At 47.1% G+C, this 18,109-nt stretch carries 13 protein-coding genes; 6 read left to right on the top strand and 7 right to left on the bottom strand.

All coding sequences use genetic code 11. The features are described from left to right. Window positions 1-33: 33 nt before the first annotated feature. Window positions 34-1,527, bottom strand: coding sequence for an L-fucose/L-arabinose isomerase family protein (locus tag ACYVE4_RS04400; RefSeq protein ID WP_460995700.1), 1,494 nt, complete (start codon window positions 1,525-1,527; stop codon window positions 34-36). A gap of 104 nt (window positions 1,528-1,631) precedes the next feature. Next, window positions 1,632-2,891: an MFS transporter gene (locus ACYVE4_RS04395; RefSeq protein ID WP_460995699.1), complete on the bottom strand. Its 1,260-nt coding sequence runs from the start codon at window positions 2,889-2,891 to the stop codon at window positions 1,632-1,634. A gap of 210 nt (window positions 2,892-3,101) precedes the next feature. Between ACYVE4_RS04395 and ACYVE4_RS04390 the strand changes: the two genes are divergently transcribed. The 3 genes from ACYVE4_RS04390 to ACYVE4_RS04380 all read left to right on the top strand — a co-directional run bounded on the left by ACYVE4_RS04390 (window position 3,102) and on the right by ACYVE4_RS04380 (window position 5,595). Continuing rightward, the gene (locus tag ACYVE4_RS04390; protein ID WP_460995698.1) at window positions 3,102-4,022 is read left to right on the top strand and encodes a 2-oxoadipate dioxygenase/decarboxylase family protein; all 921 of its coding nucleotides are present in this window, start codon (window positions 3,102-3,104) and stop codon (window positions 4,020-4,022) included. 121 nt (window positions 4,023-4,143) lie between these two features. Next, on the top strand, window positions 4,144-4,977 hold the full coding sequence (locus ACYVE4_RS04385; protein WP_460995697.1) for a sugar phosphate isomerase/epimerase family protein: 834 nt from the start codon (window positions 4,144-4,146) through the stop codon (window positions 4,975-4,977). A gap of 9 nt (window positions 4,978-4,986) precedes the next feature. Further along, window positions 4,987-5,595, top strand: coding sequence for a DUF1684 domain-containing protein (locus ACYVE4_RS04380; RefSeq protein WP_460995696.1), 609 nt, complete (start codon window positions 4,987-4,989; stop codon window positions 5,593-5,595). 5 nt (window positions 5,596-5,600) lie between these two features. Here the strand turns inward: ACYVE4_RS04380 and ACYVE4_RS04375 are convergent, their stop codons facing one another. Together ACYVE4_RS04375 and ACYVE4_RS04370 are read right to left on the bottom strand one after the other, a co-directional pair. After that, window positions 5,601-6,881, bottom strand: coding sequence for an MFS transporter (locus tag ACYVE4_RS04375; protein ID WP_460995695.1), 1,281 nt, complete (start codon window positions 6,879-6,881; stop codon window positions 5,601-5,603). A gap of 78 nt (window positions 6,882-6,959) precedes the next feature. Continuing rightward, window positions 6,960-8,009: a methyltransferase gene (locus ACYVE4_RS04370; RefSeq protein ID WP_460995694.1), complete on the bottom strand. Its 1,050-nt coding sequence runs from the start codon at window positions 8,007-8,009 to the stop codon at window positions 6,960-6,962. Window positions 8,010-8,144: 135 nt separating this feature from the next. Here ACYVE4_RS04370 and ACYVE4_RS04365 point away from each other — a divergent pair, with 135 nt between their 5' ends. From ACYVE4_RS04365 to ACYVE4_RS04355, 3 genes are all read left to right on the top strand, one after another. Beyond that, window positions 8,145-9,158 (top strand): bifunctional heptose 7-phosphate kinase/heptose 1-phosphate adenyltransferase, encoded by a 1,014-nt coding sequence (locus ACYVE4_RS04365; protein WP_460995693.1) that lies wholly within the window; start codon window positions 8,145-8,147, stop codon window positions 9,156-9,158. After that, window positions 9,151-10,428: an AGE family epimerase/isomerase gene (locus ACYVE4_RS04360; RefSeq protein WP_460995692.1), complete on the top strand. Its 1,278-nt coding sequence runs from the start codon at window positions 9,151-9,153 to the stop codon at window positions 10,426-10,428. Before ACYVE4_RS04365 ends, ACYVE4_RS04360 begins: the two co-directional genes overlap by 8 nt. 293 nt (window positions 10,429-10,721) lie before the next feature. Continuing rightward, window positions 10,722-11,603, top strand: coding sequence for a hypothetical protein (locus ACYVE4_RS04355; protein WP_460995691.1), 882 nt, complete (start codon window positions 10,722-10,724; stop codon window positions 11,601-11,603). 77 nt (window positions 11,604-11,680) lie between these two features. Here the strand turns inward: ACYVE4_RS04355 and ACYVE4_RS04350 are convergent, their stop codons facing one another. From ACYVE4_RS04350 to ACYVE4_RS04340, 3 genes are all read right to left on the bottom strand, one after another. Next, window positions 11,681-12,523, bottom strand: a complete 843-nt coding sequence (locus tag ACYVE4_RS04350; RefSeq protein ID WP_460995690.1) for an endonuclease/exonuclease/phosphatase family protein — start codon at window positions 12,521-12,523, stop codon at window positions 11,681-11,683. 143 nt (window positions 12,524-12,666) lie between these two features. Next, entirely contained in the window at window positions 12,667-14,442 is a 1,776-nt protein-coding gene (locus tag ACYVE4_RS04345) for a RagB/SusD family nutrient uptake outer membrane protein (RefSeq protein ID WP_460995689.1), read from the bottom strand. A gap of 13 nt (window positions 14,443-14,455) precedes the next feature. Further along, the gene (locus ACYVE4_RS04340; protein WP_460995688.1) at window positions 14,456-18,031 is read right to left on the bottom strand and encodes a TonB-dependent receptor; all 3,576 of its coding nucleotides are present in this window, start codon (window positions 18,029-18,031) and stop codon (window positions 14,456-14,458) included. Window positions 18,032-18,109 lie beyond the last annotated feature (78 nt).

Here is an 18,109-nt window from a genome sequence, read left to right as displayed (position 1 = left end):
TTTATTGGTGGTGTGAGGCTAATTGACAGTTACTTATCCGCGAATAATGACAGATTCGACCTTGAGATAGTCCGCAATCTGTTGAATCGTTTCGGCATGGTGGCCCACACCGAGCGCGAAATGGTGTGTTGGCCCTTCGCTAATCCAGCGTTTGAGGAAGGTCCGCACATCAGGTTTGAAAAAGCCGCGCGTATTGGTATTGCCCGTTGGTGGAATTGGCCCCGCAATCGATTCGCCTTCGGCAATGACGAATTTCATTTTGCCGTCGAAGGTCGAACTGATGCTTAACATCGTAATCGGTCCTTCCTTGATTTTGAACTCGACGCCAGCGCCAAAACCGGGTTTGCCGTGGTATTTTTTCAGGCTACGTAACACGGGCTGGCCTTCAGCAATGGCAATGTTGTGAGGTCCGTCATGTCCGACCAGGACGAAATCTTCTTTGAAATCAACGGGGTGAAATTCGGCGAAACTGCCACCAATGCCTAAACGCTCCATAATAAGCATAGCAATGCAGGTTTTCAGATCTGATTCGCCACACATCGGAAAACCTGCTCCCTGAAGCAGTGAGTTACCCACAATCAGGTTCGACATGACTACGCGCGTGTCGCTATTGTCAGGGCCATCATAATAATAGGCTAGACCATCCAGTTTCTTGGCTTTGATAAATCGTTCCAGCGCTACCGCTGCCTGGGCGGCAATATGTAAATCAGAGTCACGTAATTTCTCCGAGATCGGGTCCGAAACGGGGTCAGGCGTATCGAAATAGTCTAGAATACGCTCTTTTACCGCGTCTATTTCTTTGTCTGTAGCCTGCTGATACTGGGTAACAATTTCGTGCGCTTCGCATTGAACGATGTGAGCCCCAAAATGAGCTGTCAGCATGGTCGAGTCGGAGTGCATATCGAGCATGGCTTCGATCGGGTGGCCGATGTGCCCAATTCGCGACGTTTTTAGATCGTGCAATACGGCAGCAATACGGCAGAATTTTTCGATTTCAGCATCAGCCGCCGTATCGTCATGTAGCGTACCGATAATTGTTTGCGGTACCTTTTTTCCCATCCGGACGGCTACACCGGCAAACTCAGGCAGCGAACAGATGTCGTCGTTGTACAATTGCATATACGTCGATGCGCGGCTGTAATCCATTGCTTTGTCGGGCTGGAGAGCCACTAATACGATAGGCACATCGATACTTTTGATGATAATGCCGAACGTGCTGGACGTAGCGTACGTAAGCATGTCGCAGAAAATCAGGTCGAGATTGGCAGCGGCCAGTTTTGGAACCATCTCATACGCTTTTGTTACGTCGTCAACCAGGCCAAAATCAACGATTTCTGCTGAATCCAGTGCTTCGATTTTCTGAATAAAGACTGCCTGTTTTTTCAGCATGTCATCCAGCAACCCGTCGAACTGGCCCCAGTATTTAAAATAGCCGACGCCAAATACACCAATTCGAGGACGCGTTTTCTTTCGTTTCACCGGATTGATTGGGTACTCGGCCAGGCCATTTAGGGATTGGTTTTTCATATAGATGTAGTTTATGTCTTAACAATTTTTAGTTAGTGCACTAAGTTGTTTTTTTGCAAAAAAATAGAAACCTAGTTAGCCGCCCGATCGATTAGATTGATTGCTTATGATCCGTGTTCTACGGTATCTATTATTGGGTCTGCCTTTTGGCCCAAATTCAAAGATTTGATTATGGGAATCAATAGAATAAGAAGTATAAACGCGAGTGGATACAACAAACCTGATGCGATCCAGAGCGGGCGATAGGAGTAATTCTGGATAACTACGCCCATCAACGGATTAAGTAGCAAACCCGAAATCGCCCCCGCCGTTCCCGATAAACCAACCACGGTTGATGTGGCTTTTTGCCCGAACATATCGGAAATGGATGTGATGTAATTAGTGATCCAGAAACCGTGCGCGAACATGAAAACGGCCATCAGTGCCACCGCTACGTTCACCGACGACACCCACTCGATGGCTGGTGCCGCCAGTGTCAGGAAAGCCGCAATGCCCATAACTGTTTTGCGAGCTTTGTTCACTGAATAATTCCGAGCAATGAGTTGTCCCGAAAACCAACCGCCCAAAACGTTAGCGATACCTAGCGCCAGGAACGGAATCCAGAACAAATTACCAATCTGCTCAAACGATACATTTCGTACTGAACTCAGGTATTTCGGAATCCAGAACATCATAAAATAGAAGACTGGATCGAGCAGAAAACGGATCACGATAAATACCCACGTAGCCCTCTGTTTGAGCAATAATAGAAATGAAATTGTCTGGTTTTTTCCTGATTCTGCTGATGGATCAACCACCAGATTTTCTTTTTTCCAGGGAACTGCTAACCAGATAATTACCCAGGCAATGCCAATAAGTCCTGGGATCAAAAATCCTCCCCGCCAACCATAATTGGATGATAGCCAGATCGTTAATGGTGGCGCTACAACTGCACCAATGGCTGAGCCGCCAATAGCAATACCGTTGGCCAACGCCCGCTCTTCTTTGTTAAACCATCGGTAGACAGTCCAGGCCGCCCCCGGAAAGCAACCTCCTTCACCTATGCCCAGAAAAAAGCGAAAGGTTACCAGTTGTGCGAAGTTGGTAATGATTGCATGCAGGCTATTAGCCACCGACCACACACCCACCGAGAGAGCCAACCCTAGTTTGCCTCCCACTCGGTCAATCAGCCAACCGCCCAGCGTGAACATTAGGGCGTAACTAATCAGAAAGCTAGTGTTCACCATGCCGTACTGGACATCGGTGATGCTGAATTCCTGCTGAATCTTGATGATCGCAATCGACAACACTTGCCGATCCAGAAAACTCAGTCCGGTAGCAATGAAAAGCAGGAAAACAATGAACCAGCGTAAGGGTGTTTGCATAGTACTTAACGCACTAAGTTAGGTAATGCAAAGATATAAGAGGAGAAAAGAGAAAAGCAATAGAGATAGTATTTTTTTTCTGTTAAATAGAAATATAGTCATGTTTCGCATCATCTGAATGGCCAGGCTTTTAGCGAAAACATTACCATTCTATAGCAAACTGTGCCTGGGATTGCGATATTTGCTTGTAACCTGTTCTAGAAATATCCTATGATTACTATACCCGGTCAACAAACAACCCACCAAACTCTCGACGCCGTTTTGGGCGGACTCATGCGACGCTATAGTGAGCGTGTTCCTGATGTACAGAAGGTTATTAACGCAATGATTCAGGAGGAGGTAATTGATTCCGCCAACGAGATTGAAAATGACCACATTGCGTTTCGAACAATGGGCGTTCCCAATCTGGGGATTGCCTCGTTCGAGAAAATTTTCCTCCACTATGGTTATGAAAAACGGGATGAATATAACTTCATTGAAAAGAAACTAACGGCTTATTGGTATAGTCCACCTGAACCGCATTACCCCCGAATTTTTGCCAGCGAACTTCGTGTCCATGAATTATCAGAGGAGGTCCAACAAATCATCCGCAAATACACCAATACCGTTACAAGCGATCCAGTTGATGCGCTGAATCTGGACGATGCTGAAGCCGTGGACCAATTTCTGCATCAACCACTCTGGCAAACCCCTACACTCGCTGACTATCAGGCATTATTAGCGGAGAGTGAATATGCTGCCTGGGTCATTTATAACCGTTATTACCTAAATCATTTCACCATCAGCGTGCATAATCTGAAGGGTGGTTATAATACGATTGATGAATTTGTCGCTTTCCTGCAACGACACGGGCTAAAGCTTAATTCGGCGGGCGGAACCATTAAGGTTAGCCCCGATGGTGGATTGCGGCAAGCGTCAACGGTTGCGCAAATGATTGACGCTGAATTTGCTGGTGGCGACCTATTTCGCATTGCTGGCTCGTATGTCGAATTTGCCGAACGTCGAGTTCTCCCCCAATTTCAGCACCTTCCTGCTGATCAAATAGGCCGTCAGCAACGGCGCGAAGGGTTTGAGACGGGCAACGCCGATAAGATTTTCGAAAGCACATTTACTACCCAGACGGGGAAATGAGCGATAAGTGATGAACGATAAGTGATAACCGGTCCGTCGGAACGGTAAAAAGTAAAAAAAGCTCAGTAATTCATTTATCACTTATCGTTCATCACTCATCGCTCCTTAACCTTTGACAATCATGAAACCCACCCTTGTCTTTACCTGGCTATTGCTACAGAGTCTGATTGCCCTGGCGCAGAAATCGGCTCCCGTAGGTTTAGGTTTATATAGTTTTCGGAATCAGTTTGCGAAAGATATTTCCGGTACCATGATGAAAGCCAGACAAATGGGCTTCCGGGAAGTTGAAGTAGCCGGAACTTACGGCCAGAGTACAGCCGAATTCCGGAAGATTCTTGATAAGAACGGTCTGAAGGCCATAAGTGTGGGAGCCAGTTTTGAGGATTTAGATACGAACGTGCCCAAAGTATTGGCCGAGGCAAAAGCCCTGGGAGCCAAGTATGTAGCTTGCTTCTGGATTCCTCATGAAGGCGATGTATTTACTATAAATCACGCCGAACGGGCTATCGACGTGTTTAGTACAGCCGGAAGAATCCTGGCTGAAAATGGCGTTACCTTGTGCTACCATACGCACGGATATGAATTTCAAATCTACAAAGACGGTACCTTTTTTGACTATTTAGCTGACAATCTTGATCCGAAATATGTCAATTTTGAGATGGATGTTTATTGGGTAAAATCTCCCGGTTACGACCCTGTGGCACTTCTTCAGAAATACCCAAAACGCTTTTTGCTGTTGCACCTGAAAGACCGTAAGCCAGGGACCCCCGACAGTCAGAACGGCCATGCCGATGTGGAATCGAATGTAACACTCGGGCAGGGCGATGTGGGAATTGCTGCGATTATGAAACAGGCGAAAAAATCAGGTGTGAAGCACTATTTTATCGAAGATGAATCATCACGTTCTATGGAACAGGTTCCGCAAAGCCTGGTCTTTTTAGAAGGGCTTAAATGATGTAGCTATATGCGGTCCTTTTTGTTTTTGTATGCGTGTTTACTACTGTCGATTGCTGCGATGGCACAAAACTTGTTTGCCGATCAGTTAGCCAAACACCGGGAAACGTATAAAAAAGACTTGCTTACCTCGTCGGGCGGGCCTTTAAAAGACGCAGCAGATCTGGCATATGTCCGGTTTTATCCACCGGATTCGACGTATCGCGTTGTCGCTACGGTAGAGCGCACAACGCATGCGGAACCATTCGAAATGCCTACCTACAATGGTCAAACGAGGCCACACGTAGTGTATGCCCTGTTATCGTTTGTGCTGAATGGAAAAAAGCAGACGTTGACGCTGTATCGAAACCTGAATACGATTCGGCTGCCTGAGTTTCGGGATTATTTATTTCTACCCTTCAAAGATGCCACGTCAGGCAACGAAACATATGGAGGAGGTCGTTATCTGGATGTGCGTGTAGGAGAAATTAAAAACGACCATCTGACACTGGATTTTAATAAGGCCTATAACCCCTATTGCGCGTATCAGGAAGGGTACCCTTGCCCCATTCCGCCTAAAAATAATGAACTGGCGATTCCCATTAAAGCTGGAGAAAAGACCTTTGCAAAAGACCATTAAGTAGTTCAGGGTAAAGTTTTTGCTGGCTCAGCGATCGTTGTTGTGACAGGCTTCCGCACAGCCACTATCGTAATGATTGCTGAGAGAAAAAGTGAACCTGCCATAAAAATGTAGGAAGCTCCGAAATCACCCGTTTTGCCATTCAGATAGCCGACAATATAGGCGCCAATAAAGGAACCTAAAGCACCAAAACTGTTGATCAGGGCCATAGCACCACCGGCTACGTTCTTGGGTAATAAATCGGGAATGATCGCGAAAAAAGGTCCGTAAGGCGCGTACATGGCTCCGCCCGCAAGGACCAGAAGCATAAAAGAGAGCCAGAAATTGTCTACACCAACTAAGTACGAACCATAAAAGGCAGCGGCACCCAGAAGCAAAAACGGCCAGACAAATGCTTTTCGGTTTAAGGTTTTGTCCGAAAAATACGACGCACTCAGCATGCCGATGATGGCCAATACATAAGGAACTGACGAGAGCCAGCCCGTTTTGACAATCGACATGTTGGGGGCTGCCTTCAGAATTGAGGGCAACCACATGACGAAACCATATACGCCAATGCTCCAGAGCGCGTATTGTAAGCTCAATAGAATGACAATTCGGGATTTGAAAGCTTCTCCATAGTTTTTGACGGGCTTAATCCCTTGCTGCTCCCGTTGCAGTTCATCGGCTACGGCCTGTTTTTCTGCCTTACTTAACCAGTTGGCATCGTCGGGGTTATCGTCGACTAGTCTCCACCAGAAAAATGCCCAAATTACTGCTGGTAGACCTTCGATGATAAACATCCATCGCCAGCCGACCGCCTTAATTAAATACCCGGACAAAATAGACATCCAGAGAATCGTAGCCGGATTGCCAAGAATCAGAAACGTATTGGCCTGTGAACGCTCCGCTTTGGTAAACCACCGACTTAGAAACAAAAGCATCGATGGCATGACCGCGCTTTCGACCACGCCAAGCATAAACCGAATAACAATTAAGACCGATACATTACTGACAATACCCGTTGCTACCGCTAATCCTCCCCAAAAAATCAACGACCAGAAAATGAGCTTTTTAGCGCTTTGTTTTTCGGCGTATACAGCCCCCGGAACCTGAAAGAAAAAGTATCCCAGAAAAAACAGTGAGCCTAATAAAGACGACATATCAGGCGTAATATGCAGGTCGGCAGCCATACCGCTGGCAGCGCCGAATCCAAAATTGGCCCGGTCTAAATAAGCCAGACTATAAGTAATAAAGGCAATCGGTATCAGACGGTACCAGCGGGATTTCGCAAGAGGTTGGCTCATTCGTAAAACTGAAACGGTTTCGATAGGTTCGTAATTGGAAAGAGCAAAGACCGGAAAACTCTACTGAGTAGGCACGATCTATTTACGCGCCCAGATTAAGCCATAGTCCATCTGAGTAGGAATATTTTCTGTTGTTGGCGTAAGACCTGCCTGCGTAAACCAACTTCGATAAGCAGCCCGATTATAACAGCGGCCTTTTGTATTCCAGAATAACTGAGCCGAATAATCCGTGACCGCCAGCGGACCATCAAGCGAATCATTTAGAAACGCGTCGTGTACCCACAGTTCACCACCTGGATGGATTGCGTTGGCAAAGCGATGAGCAAGCTGTTGACACGTAGAGGTAGGCCAATCGTGGAAGAGACTGGCCGCCAGCAGAATATCGGTTTTCGGCAGTTCGTCCGTTAGCATATCGCCGGATAGAAAGGTTACGCGGTCTTTCACACTAACTGCACCTGGACGTTCGCTTTTTGAGAATTCGTCTAACAACTCAGCTGCTACACTCAACACGGCTGGGCGATCAAAAAGAGTAGCGGTTGAAGTCGGGTTATTGAGCAGCCATTCATAGGTATAAAAGCCTGTACCACCGGCTACATCCAACAAATGACATTCCCGTTTGGTCATATGTGCAGCAACGATGGGCGAAAGATGACGGGCGCGACCGGCCAGACCCAGTGTAAAAAAACGAGCCTGCTCAGGATCATCCATAGGTGATGGACTTTCATCGTCTTTTACAAATGAAATGCCTTCTGTTGCCTCTAAGGGACCATCGTTTTTTAAACGTGTAGCCATTTCAATAACCCCCGGATCATCTTTTTCCAATCCTGTATAGCCCGTAAGATTGGGCATTTGCCCTGCTGTCAGGTAGTTACCTAGTTCTGTTATGTGCAATCGCCCGTCCTCATCGAAAGCTAGAAGTTCCATTGCACAGAGCGCGGGAAATAAAACCATTGCCGGCCGTTCTGCCAACTGAAGCCGATCCCGTAATTCATGAATCGTCAGCGGTTTGTCGGTCAATACCTCAAAAACGGGCAGATGATGGACCGCTGCAATAAGTAAACGGGAGCCAAACATGGCTCGCAAATGACGGGTAATTGGCGCTAAATCGAGTTGATTGAAAACGGGCATACTTATACGTTTATTCGTTACAGAAGCTTTTCGCCGACCTTATTCTACTAGTTATTATTCTGCTAAAATAGCCTTTAGTGAGTAGTAGGCGTATTATAATGAGTTTAGTGTTTTTATTGACGGCTATCCAGCATAATGACCAGTACTGATATTCAGACGATTTTCCAACGATTCGGCTCCCTGAACGTGGGCGTCATCGGCGATTTTGCCATCGATTTATATTTTACCCTCCAGACGCAAACCGGCGAACAATCGCTAGAAACCGGTCTCGATGTGTTCTGGGGAAGTAAACCCAGTGCTTCACTGGGCGCAGCGGGTAATGTTGTTCAAAACCTGGCCGCTCTTGGCGTAACCCATAATTGGGTAATTGGCTGTCTGGGCAATGACCTATTTGGACGCGAGATGCAGCATCTATTTGGCTCGCTGGGGGTAAATACCGAGTATATGGGCGTAGCGGCCCAACATTGGGACACTTGCCTCTATACGAAACCAGGGCAGAATGGTCAGGAAGCGAATCGGATTGATTTTGGGACAGCCAATACGTTGGACGATACGATTTTTGCCAATCTGATGGCAGGATTGGAACAGTTGCTATTCAATCTTGATGTGTTGATAATCAATCAGCAATTTCCCCGACCGTTACTAACTGTACACCGAATTTCAGCCATCAATGATCTGATTGCGCGATTTCCAACTGTTCGATTTGTGGCTGATATGCGAACCGTTGGCATGTTGGTTCGGGGCGCTACGCTCAAAGTGAACACTGCCGAACTGGCTCATTTCTTACAGATTGATTTCCCCAAACATGTTGATCTGGACTGGTGTGTTAAGCACGGGAATCAATTTCGAAAACAAAGTGGCGGACCACTTCTGATTACACGTGGCCACGAGGGAATTCTCTATCTGGATGACTCTGGCACACACATGGTTGACGGATTGCCGTTAGCCGGTGAACTCGATACGGTTGGTGCGGGCGATACGGTTGTAGCAACCTGGTCGGCCTGTATCGGCGCTGGCGCCACTCCGCAACAAGCCCTGGAAATAGCCAACCTGGCGGCCGCCGTGACCGTACAGAAATTAGCACAAACCGGCACAGCTAGTTTATCTGAAATTCTTGCCTTACATCATACCTACCATTCGAATGACTAAAGATGCTTTACAGCAGTGTCGTCAGGAGCTCCACGACCACCTGACAAATGAATTATTGCCCTTCTGGATGCAACGGGCCGTCGATTCGGTGAACGGGGGCTTTATCACCCATTTTGATCAATACGGAAATGATTCGGGCGAAAATGAGAAATCCCTTATTGCCCAGACTCGTTCGATTTATACCTATTCATCGGCGCATCGGGCAGGCTACGGCGATGGCAAATTAGCCGAGATGGCTCGTCATGGCGTCGATTATTTAATCAGTCGTATGTGGGACGACGAATACGGTGGATTTTACTGGATGACGAACCGCCAGGGCGAAGTCCTGAACGATCAGAAGATTGTATATGGACAAAGTTTTGCGATCTATTGCCTCAGCGAATACACCTTAGCAACGGGTGATCCACGCGGGGTTGAGTATGCGCAAAAAGTGTTCGATCTATTGCAGAAATACGCAGCCGACACGTGCTACGGGGGCTACTTCGAAATGTTTCACCGCGACTGGACACTGAAAGGGCCAGGATCTGCTGGTGGAGATCGCAAAACGCTCGATGCACACATGCACCTGATGGAAGCCTTCACAACGCTTTACGAATGTACACAGCATTCCATTCATCGCCGGAAATTGCTGGAAGTCATCGAATTGCTGGTCGGGAGAATAATGCATCCGACGTATGGGACTGGCATTCCACAGTTCTGGGCCGATTGGCGAGTGGCTCCCCAAATCAAATTCGATGTAATCTGGGGCTGGGATCGGTTTACGGAAGATGGCGTCAAAAAAGAGGCTGAGGATAATACGAGTTATGGCCACAATGGGGAGTTTGCCTGGTTGTTGCTTCATGCGTTGGACATACTCGGTATTTCGCCAGAAACCTACCGTGATCAATTCCAGAAATCATTTTCGCATGCCGTTGAGTATGGCGTCGATTGGGAATACGGGGGTGTTTTTGTGGAAGGCTCGCATGGGGGAGAGGTATACGACCGTGAGAAAGAATTCTGGCAACAGGCCGAAATCTTAATTGGTTTTTTGGACGCGTACCGAATCTTTGGCGATGAAAAATATTGGAAAGCGTATGAAAACGTCCATCGGTTTGTAATGGATAAAATGGTAAACCATCCGGTTGGCGAATGGTGGCCATTGATGACACGACAAGGCGTTCCGATCTGGACGCATATGAGTCATTCCTGGAAAATCAATTATCATACTGTGCGTTCCGTAGTTCAGTCGATTCGGAGACTGGATAGTTTACTGCGCCAGGAATTACCTTAGTGAGATAGATTAAATCAATAAGTAGCTGATTTTTAGATAAATATATTTGAAAGAGCGGTGCCGGGAATTCTCTGTACCGCTCTTTCATTAGTAAAAGATATCCTTTATAAAGAGCGGATTTCGCTGGCTGGATCTGGTGAGTTGTCTGGATACATATCAGCCAGTTTATCTCGATAGTTATTTACTGAAATCTACTCAGTATTCATTGGTACTCGCCCTGATCCTGTGCGTCCCGGTAGTTTTGTGTCATCAATTGCTCAGGCAATTCGAACAACAACTATCAAACAACAACAATGAACACATTCGCAAAAAGTACAATCGCCCTATTGGGTACAGCTCTGACAATGAGCTTAGTATCTTGTAACAAAGACAGCATGCTGGATTCGGTTCGGCCAGAAAATGGTACTACTGAGACCCGTCCGGATAATACAACGCCTACCATCCCTACCACAACTGGTGGCGACGTTCTATCTGTCTTCAAGAAATATACGCTGAAAAAACACGGCGATTGGCAGCTTTCTTATGATGCCAATGGGGATATTACTAAACTTCAATCGACGGCCGAACCAAACTATTATTGGGAATACATCCGGGCTTCCAACGGTTCGGGAATGACTATTCAGCTAGTGAATAACTTTAAAATCTGGCGGAAAACCCTGGTTCTGTTCGATGCGAAAGGCCGCGCTCAGAAAACGTTCGTAAATAAATATGACAACAACGGAAACAATACGTCGCATCAGGAATACGATTATCTGTACACGGCGACGGGTCAGTTGAAGTCAATAAATGGCACTGGCAATCAGATTTTTACGTTCTCATATGATGGCAGCGATAACCTGAAGAAGATCGATATTTCGATTAACGGGAAGAAGCAGGTAATGACTTATCAATGTCTGGGGGCAACGGATAAGAATCGTTTGAACCCAAGCTGGCTGACTATGTATGATCAGATTGACCCCTTCCTGCCTATTTATGGTAAGTTCTCCAGCAAGTTGATGACCTCATTTCAACTGTTTGATCAGGCCACCAATACCGTTCTTGAAGACGTAAAATATAACTACGTGCTGAATAGCGATGGCATGGTTACCTCGAAGGAAGAAATCCGCAAAACGGCTGGTCAAACCCTGACATACATCTATCCGCTAACGTACGATGTGAGTATTTTCAAACCATAAAACGACTGTTTGTAGAAACAAAAAAAGGGTGGCCATAAGTCCACCCCTTTTTACTATTACCAACCTAAAGCTGTCAATTATTTCATAACGACTTTTATCATAACGGGTTGATGATCGGAGGGATAGCGCTGCTCTTTAGCGTCTGTTAAGACTCCATATTTCAACACGCTGAATGGTTTGCTCACGAAAATGTAATCGATCCGTTTGTCCATCGGCGCGTCGAATTTGAAGCTGTTGAAAGTACCTTCGGGACCATAAGCCGGTGTTGCGGTTACGTCATGAGAATCGCTCAGCAATGTTTTAATAGCCTGAATTTGTTCGGTCTCGGGCGTAGAGTTAAAATCGCCGGTGAGAATAACCGGATTGTTTTTAGCGATTTCCTTAATCTTAGCCACCATCAACTTACCCGACTCACGACGGGCTTCAACGCCCTGATGATCGAAGTGAACGTTGAAAAAGTAAAACTCTTTTTTAGTCTTCACATCGTTGAATTTCGCCCAGGAGCTGATGCGATTACAGCAGGTGGCATCCCAGCCTTTGCCCGGTTTATCGGGTGTTTCGCTTAACCAGAAATTGCCGGACTGAAGTACTTTAAACCGATCTTTTTTGTAAAAAATAGCGGAATGCTCCCCCGCTTCTTTCCCGTCATCACGACCGGCTCCGATAAAAGCATAATCAGGCAGTTCGGCGATGTCGTTTAATTGTTCGCGAAGGGCTTCCTGCGTACCGAACAGTTCAAATTCATGAAAACGGATCAGAGCTTTCACGTTCTCCTTTCGGTTATCCCAACTGTTAACGCCGTCGCTTTTATTTTTGTAACGAAGGTTGTAGCTGGCGACCGTAATCGGTTCTGATTTTTGAGAAAAAGCATTCTGAGCCATTAGAATCGTACTCAGCAGGAAAAGAAAGAGTAAGCGCATGAAAAAAGATTTTTAAGGGATAACAAACAAATTTCCCCCACCCCAACCCTTCTCCCATAACGGGAGAGGAGCTAAAACTGATGATAAAAGTCTCTCTCCTGTTTTAGGAGAGGGATTTAGGGTGAGGTGAAAAGATACAAATCCTACCAACCCGGATTCTGACCCAATTTAGGGTTAACCAGCAGATCGTTTGACGGAATGGGGTAAAGATAAAACTTGTCGTCCCATTTTCGGGTGATATTCGTGAGCCACGTTAGTTCGCCATAGGTATCGTTTTTCAGGCGCTGTGGATTGGCAACACCATTTACCGTTTCGGCAACGTTAACGTACGTAACGCCCGCTACTTGCGTAGCTGGTTTTACTTTATAGAAAACCACATCAGGTTTCCCATCTTCGTTCAAATCCATTGGCGTATCTAGAGCCGGTACGTAAAAGCCATTCCAGAGCTGATCCATCAACGACCCCCGATTCCAGCGAATAATATCCGGGAAACGAAAACCTTCCAGCGCTAACTCAATACCCCGTTCGCGACGAACTTCAAGCAGTGTTGGATCAGAAATGCCGGGGAAATAATTGGCTTGCAGATACGAATCGATAGTGGTTGGTTTGGTGGTTAAACCGCTGGTAATACCTGCCCGCTTGCGCAACACGCCAACCGTTTTGGCCCAATCGTCATTGGTAAGCGTACCCAGTTCCGTTTTGGCTTCCGCATAATTCAACAGAATTTCGGCGTACCGCATCATGCTAATGGAATTGATATTCCGCGAACCGCCATCATAATAAACATCATCCAGCGACCATTTGATTGGCATATAGCCCGTATAGGTATAGGAGAAAACCGGCGGTCCAGCTTCTACTGCTCCGCCGTTGGTACGGGTATAACCAGGCGTACGAATGGTCTGTTGCAAGCGTTTATCCCGGTTTTTTGTTTCCTGCATGAACGTCATCGTTTCATAACCTGGCTTTGATGTAAACGGCGTTCCGTCGATGTTGAGGTATGTATTGATAAACGTACGGTTGAAACTGACCCGAGCGCCATAGGTAGCACTCGTCCACCACCAGTTGGCATCATTAAAAACACTCAATGTAGCGTCGCAAATGAAGGCCAGCATAATCTCATTGGTAACGGGCGTTGTGCTGGTAAACAACTGCCGATAGGATTTATCCGTACCGCCCGTTTCGTTGATGCTGAAACCGCCCTCCTTCATGACTTTGTCAGCAGCATTTACCGATTCGGTCAGCCATTTATCCGCCGTGCTGCCGAGATTATAGCTAGTCCGGTATTTTCGGAACGTGCCCTCAAAGAGGCATAATCGCGATTTGAAACCATAGGCTACGTATTTCGTTATCAGACTGCGAGTATTATCGCCCGTGGTTTTGATGTTGTCGCAGGCATAGTTGATATCGGCTAGTACGGAATCCATCACCATGGCGCGTGAGTCGCGGGCGTCGTACAGATCGGGATCGGTTACCCCAAACGGTTTATTGATCCAGGGAGCATCGCCAAACCGTTTTACTTTCTCGAAATAAAACCAGGCTCTGAAAAAACGGGCAAGCCCGAGGTAATGCCGTTGGTCAACAGCAGAGATAGATGGGCTATTGCAGTTGGCAATGAAATAGTTAATGTTCCGTAAGGCTGTCCAATCCCAACCCGTACTTTGCTGTGGGCCGTAAGCGCCAGGCCGTAAAAAGTCGGGCACCTGCGTACGAACTGCATAATCGGCCATTTGATCGCCCTCATGGAGGTCGCTGGCACCGGGCAAATTGTCGTAAAAGGAATTTACATACAAATCCAGCCCGGCTGTACTGCTGAATACAGCTCCTTTGGAGGCTGTTGAGGCTGGCACTTGTTCCAGTTCGCTACAGCCAATCAGAAAAAGAGCAATGAGAAAAAACCAGGTATATCGAATGTTTATCATGATTCTGTTGGGGTTAGAAAGTGGCCGATAAACCCATTGTGAAACTTTTCAGAATCGGGTAATTATTCCCGTTACCACTGCTATTATTATTCGGATCGGGACTGGTGCTGGATGGTGGATTCAAAACAGAATCAGATCGACCAATATTTTCGACATCGATGTCGCGAGTAAGTTTATAGAGGGGAGACCAGGTCAGCAGGTTTTCGCCTGATACGAATACCCGTGCTGCACTCATACCGACTTTTCGGATCAACGTTTTAGGTAGGTTATACCCGATCTGGATATTTTTCATCCGTAGCCAGGCTACATTTTGCAAATACTTGGTTTGCGCCTGTACTAACTCCCCCTGACTGTTCTGAGCCACATAGCCACGGTACCGGGGCAGGTACGCATCCGGGTTATCGGCCGACCAGATTTTACCCAATTGCCACTCAGGAAGTTTGTTGTAAGGGCGGTTATATTGCCCCCAGAAAATACTGGCTTCCGCTCCGGGCCACCAATCCTGATGCCCAACTCCCTGAAAGAAAGACGAGAAGAAGAAATTGTTCCAGTCGGCTCCCAGCATAATGCCGTAGGTGTAGCGTGGAGTCGAGTTACCAATGATTCGTCGGTCGCCGGGATTGGTTACGGTATTATCGCCATAAGAAATTACGCCATCGCCGTTTAGATCCCGGAATTTAATATCGCCCGCTAACCACTGACCTGTGTTTGAGGCTTTGTAAAGATTTTGCTTGGGCGATGCCTTCACATCGTCATCGGAGGTAAAATAACCTGCCGTTTCGTAGCCCCAGATTTCTCCTACTTTCTGCCCAACATAATAGGTCGAATTATCGGTTGTCAGACGTAAATTGGGGTTATTGTAGCTGTCGATTGTCGCCATGTAATCCGCCATCGTCAGGCGAACCTCGTAGTTAAACGGCTTGCTGGCTACTGCGAATTTATCACGCCAGGTCAACACAGCTTCCCAACCTTTGGTGGTCAGGTCGGCATAGTTACCTTTCGGAACCGTCGTACCGAATACAGCCGGTAACGTCATCCCTACCGTGAACATACCCGTTGTTTTACGGATGTAAGCATCGCCGGTAAACGTCAGTCGGTTGTTCAACATGCCCAGGTCGATACCGAGGTCAGACGTAGTGGAGGTTTCCCAGGTTAAACCGTCGGGAATCACCGTCGGCTGACTGGTTTTCTGTGGTTTTACGCCATTCAGGATACGACCGGATTGCGAAATGCCGAACTGCTCCTGAAACGCATATGAACCAATACTACCGTTGCCTAATGAACCATACGACGCTCTGATTTTCAGGTCAGTGACTGCCTTTGGCGATACTTTCCAGAATGATTCGTTCGATACGCGCCAACCGGCGGAAACCGACGGAAAGAACGCATAGCGCTGATCGGTCGGAAATTTCGACGAGCCATCGTAACGACCGTTCAGTTCGAGCAAATACCGTTCTTTAAAGGCATAATTCAGTCGATAAAAACCGCCCAGAATCGCCCAGGTTTCGCTACCGCCCGCCGTACTGATCGATTGACCCAAAGCCAGATTTATATCCTGTGCATCAGAAAAAATAAGCCCATTTCGCACTACTTCCAATCGGCGAAAATTCGAATGCTCGTAGTTATACCCCGCCAGCACTTTTACGTAATGGTTCGCGTTGATTTTGGGCTCGTATTCAGCGTAGAGGTTCGTGGCTGTGTAAAGCGTTTGGCGATAGAGATTCTGAAGATCGTTATAGTTGGTACCTACATATTCGATCACGCCCGGTTTGCGGCTGTAGGGTACAGGTACCCGAGTCCGAAATTCGTCGTTGTCGGTGGTCTGGAATGTGAAATTCCCCTTTACCCGAAATTGGTCGTTGAAAAAATTAGTCGCAAAATCAGACGTGTTACGGAATACGCGCCGATCCATGTTGATTCCGTTTTTGCCGTACCAGAAATCACCGACGGTATAAGCAGCTGAGTACGAGAGCGTACCATCTGGGTTGAACATCGGCGCTACGTTATGACCTTCATCCGAAATGTTCCGCCAGATTCCACCGCCTTCACCAACGTTCAGCGGGTTGTGATACTTCATCGATGAGAAATCGGCGTTGTTGGTAATTTTCAGCCAGGGATACAGTTGAATTGATCCTTTAGCCCGCAAACTCAAAATTCGGTAATCATCGGAATTGTATTTGAAAAGGCCATCCTGCGAATAATAGCGGCCCGTTACGTAAAAATCGGCCTTACCGCTGCTACCCGAAAACGACAGATTGTGTTCAGTCGCGCTGGTGTTTTTTTTGTAGAGTTCGCCATACCAGTCTGTGTTTTCATAATACACATATTCGCCCGTTGTCGGGTCAACAATGGTTTTGGGCAGGCTGGGGTCATTGTTCCGACGCTCTAATTCGGTCAGATAAGCCGCAGAGAATTTGACGGTTTTGTTGATATTCTGAGGGGTTTGCGCATAATCATTCCAGGCTGACCATCCTTCATTGAACATCTTGGCGAAGGTGTACCCGTTCGTAACAAATTGCGGAACTGAGGTTGGGCTTTTGATCGAATGGTTAACCGAATACGTTACGCTGGTCCGATCTTTCGTTGGGCTTTTGGTCGTAATCAGTACTACACCAAATGCTCCACGAGCCCCGTAAATCGCAGCCGAAGCAGCATCTTTCAGCACCGAAACTGTGGCTACATCGTTCGGATTCAGACGGCTCGGATCACCCTCTACCCCATCGATCAGCACCAGCGCGCTACCGCCCTGACCAATCGATGTAGTTCCCCGAATGTTGTAGGTTGGCGACTGAATAGGTTTACCGTCGCCCATGGTCAGGTTTAGGTTCGGAATCGTACCTTGTAATCCCTGACTCAGGTTCGGTAACGAACGGTTTTCCAGCACTTCGCTGGTTACCTGATCGACAGCCCCCGTCAGGTTCACTTTTTTCTGCGTACCATATCCAACCACAATTACCTCTTCCAGTGATTTGGAATCCGCTTTAAGCGCCAGACTGATAACGCTTTGATTGCCAACCAGAACTTCCTGCGAAAGATAACCAACAAACGAATAGATCAGTGTTGCTTTCCCGTCGGGAACGCTGATGCGATATTGACCTTTTGCATCGGTTGTCGTACCACGTTGCGTCCCTTTTACCACGACACTAACACCGGGCAACACTTCACCTTTATCGTCGCTAACCGTACCCGTCACGGCCTGGTCGGTAGTGGCTACTGCCGGGAGCGAAACATTATTTATAGACGGTAAAGTAAACGTAGACGATTCAACTGCTTTTTTGCGAAGCAGGATGCGCGTTCCCACGACTTCATACGAAATACGAAGCGGTGTCAGTAGGTCGTCCAGTACTTTCGACAGTTTGCCATTCGCCACATTGACCGACATTTTCTGATCGGCCCGAATGCTGTTGGTGCTGTACACAAACTTGACGTCCGTCTGTTTTTCGAGTCGGTTCAGTATTTTCCATACTTCCGTCGATTCCATTTTCAGCGTTACTTCCTTATTCAGCACCTCCTGCGCATGCGTATCGCGGGCGAACGACAAGCCATAGAAAAGCATAAAGAGCACTAGCTGGATTGCTGTTGTCTTCATGGCGTCGAACAGAAACTTTTTTAGGGGTATACTTCTCATCATAATCGTAGGGAATTCATAATAGTTGGCTTAGCGATT

It is taken from the genome of Spirosoma harenae (assembly GCF_054776975.1).
This window is presented reverse-complemented; position numbering and strand designations above follow the sequence as displayed.